Origin of the sequence: Mesorhizobium sp. M5C.F.Ca.IN.020.29.1.1 (assembly GCF_003997375.1) — a bacterium.
Lineage (GTDB): Bacteria > Pseudomonadota > Alphaproteobacteria > Rhizobiales > Rhizobiaceae > Mesorhizobium > Mesorhizobium wenxiniae.
Window position 1 is genome coordinate 1 of sequence record NZ_RZSW01000757.1, and the last position, 2,269, is coordinate 2,269.

Below are 2,269 nucleotides of genomic sequence, written 5' to 3' on the forward strand. Positions count from 1 at the left end.
CGCGGTAGGCGTCCTTGCCACCACCGTCATCGTCGTCGCCGTGGTGATGTCGCGCGAGAACCAGGATTCTGCCCAACAGGGCCGCACGCGGGAGTTCTTCGACACCCGCACATACGACACCAGCGGTGGCGAGACGATGCGGCCGGAGTGGAAGAAGTAGGGCAGGGCGGGGTCAATGCAGAATCGTAAGATCAGACTCACACTTCTGGCTGCCCTTGGCATCTCGGCCTTCGCGATGCCCGCGATCGCCCAGACCGCCGACGGCCAGTTGCTGACCACGCTACAGAGCCAGGTGGCGACAGCAGCGCAAGGCTGGGAAGCCACCGTAATGCAGGCGGCGCGCTCGCTGTTCTGGATCCTTGCGGGTATCGAGATCGGCATCGCTGCCGTCTGGCTGGCGATCCAGGCCGCGTCGCTCGATACATGGTTTGCCGAGCTCGTCCGCAGGATCATGTTCGTCGGCTTTTTCGTCTTCGTGCTCGAGCAGGGACCGGACTTCGCCAAGGCGGTCGTCAACAGCCTGTTCGAGATCGGCGCCGGTGGCGGCACCGCCTCGCCGGCCAATATCTTCAACGCCGGCCTGCAGGTCGCCTCGGTTATGTCTGAGAAGGTGCAGTTCGGACTGTTCGAGGACAATGCGCTGGCGATCGCCGCCGTCTTCGCCATGGTGATTGTGGTGATCTCGTTCAGCTTGGTGGCGGCGATCTTCGTCGCGGTGATGGTCGAGATGTATGTCGGCCTTCTCGCCGGCATGATCATGCTCGGCCTCGGCGGGTCGTCGTTTACGAAGGATTTCGCGGTCCGCTATCTCGTCTACGCCTTCTCGGTCGGCATGAAACTGATGGCGCTGGTCATGATCGCAAGGATCGGCTCCGAAGTCCTGCTCGGTCTCGTGAATATGCCCGCTGGATCGGACCAGTTCGTGTCGACCTTGGCGATCGGCGGCATCTCGGTCGTGGTCTTCATCATCTCGATGTATGTGCCGCCGATCGTCCAGGGCGTCGTGCAGGGCGTCTCGATCTCCGGCGGCATGGAGGCGATCCGGCACGGCGGCCAGACCGCGAGTTTTGCCGCCGGCGGCGCGTTTCTCGGCGCAAGCGCGGCAGTATCCGGCGCCTCGGCCGCGCGCAGCGCCAGGGCCGGCGGCGCCTCGATGGCGGGTGCGGCGCTCCGCGGCATGGCGCACGGCATCGGCAATGCCGGCTGGGCCGCCGGCTCGGCCGCGAAGGAGAAGACGATCGCGGCACCCGGCGCCTATTCCGGATCGCTGCTCGGTCTCGCCAATGCCAAGCTCGACCAGACACGGCAGAAGACGCGGTCGCCAGCTTCAGCGCCACTGACCGAAGACAAGTAAGGGAAAGACGCGCTTCAGCATGGCCGCCAGCACGCCGCCCGAAAACCCCTATATCGCCGCACGCCAGGAATGGAACGAGCGCTACGGCTCCTATGTGAAGGCCGCGGCCGCGTGGCGCCTTGTCGGCATCACCGGCATGCTGATGGCGGTGATCGGCTTCAGCTACGCGCTCTATCAGAGCACCCAGGTGAAGCTCGTTCCCTATATCGTCGAGGTCGACCGCCTCGGAACGGCGGCGACGGCCGGGTTCGCCCAGCAGATCGAATATGCCGATGCGCGCGTGGTGCGGGCGACGCTCGGAAGCTTCGTGTCGACCTTCCGAAGCGTGACGCCGGATGCTGTTGTGCAGAAGCAATATATCGACCGCACCTACGCGCTGCTGCGCACTTCCGATCCCGCGACCGAGAAGGTCAACGCCTGGTTCCGCGGCAACTCGCCGTTCGAGAAGGCGAAGACGGCGACCGTCGCCGTCGAGGTCAACAATGTCGTGCCGCTTTCCAACCAGAGCTACCAGATTGACTGGACCGAATATGAGCGCGACCGGAAGGGCAAGGAAACCGCAGTCCGGCGCTTCCGTGGCATCGCCACCGTGACACTGACGCCGCCGCAGGACGAGGGCGTCATCCGCCTCAATCCGATCGGTCTCTATCTGCGGGACTTTGAATGGACCGCCCAGCTGTGAAAGGCCCGCGCAATCGCATGAAAAGAGAAGGAACGACCATCGCGGTGGCGGTAATCGCGCTGTCCGCAATGGCAGTGCTCGGCCTTGCCGCGTCACCCGCGGCGCAGGGGCAGACGATCAGCGCCAATGAGGCCAAAGGGATAGGTATTTCCGGCCAGTGGCGCGGGTCGCGGGGACTGGTGACGAAAGGACCGGACGGAAAGGTGATTTTTCTTTATGGCGAGATCCAACCC

The 2,269-nt window shown here is 64.4% G+C and carries 2 protein-coding genes and 1 pseudogene; all 3 read left to right on the forward strand.

All coding sequences use genetic code 11. The features are described from left to right. Positions 1–175: 175 nt before the first annotated feature. Complete coding sequence (gene trbL, locus EOA85_RS33140) at positions 176–1,354, forward strand: P-type conjugative transfer protein TrbL (protein ID WP_127212521.1); 1,179 nt, start codon at positions 176–178, stop codon at positions 1,352–1,354. Positions 1,355–1,373: 19 nt separating this feature from the next. Then, positions 1,374–2,036: a conjugal transfer protein TrbF gene (locus tag EOA85_RS33145; protein ID WP_127212522.1), complete on the forward strand. Its 663-nt coding sequence runs from the start codon at positions 1,374–1,376 to the stop codon at positions 2,034–2,036. A 68-nt stretch (positions 2,037–2,104) separates the two neighbouring features. After that, positions 2,105–2,269: pseudogene (locus EOA85_RS33150) on the forward strand (P-type conjugative transfer protein TrbG); the annotation flags it as partial.

Bases quoted from the DNA above. Each gene is read 5' to 3' on its own strand.
- EOA85_RS33145 (WP_127212522.1), top strand. From the start codon at position 1,374: ATGGCCGCCAGCACGCCGCCCGAAAACCCCTATATCGCCGCACGCCAG.
- trbL (WP_127212521.1), top strand. From the start codon at position 176: ATGCAGAATCGTAAGATCAGACTCACACTTCTGGCTGCCCTTGGCATC.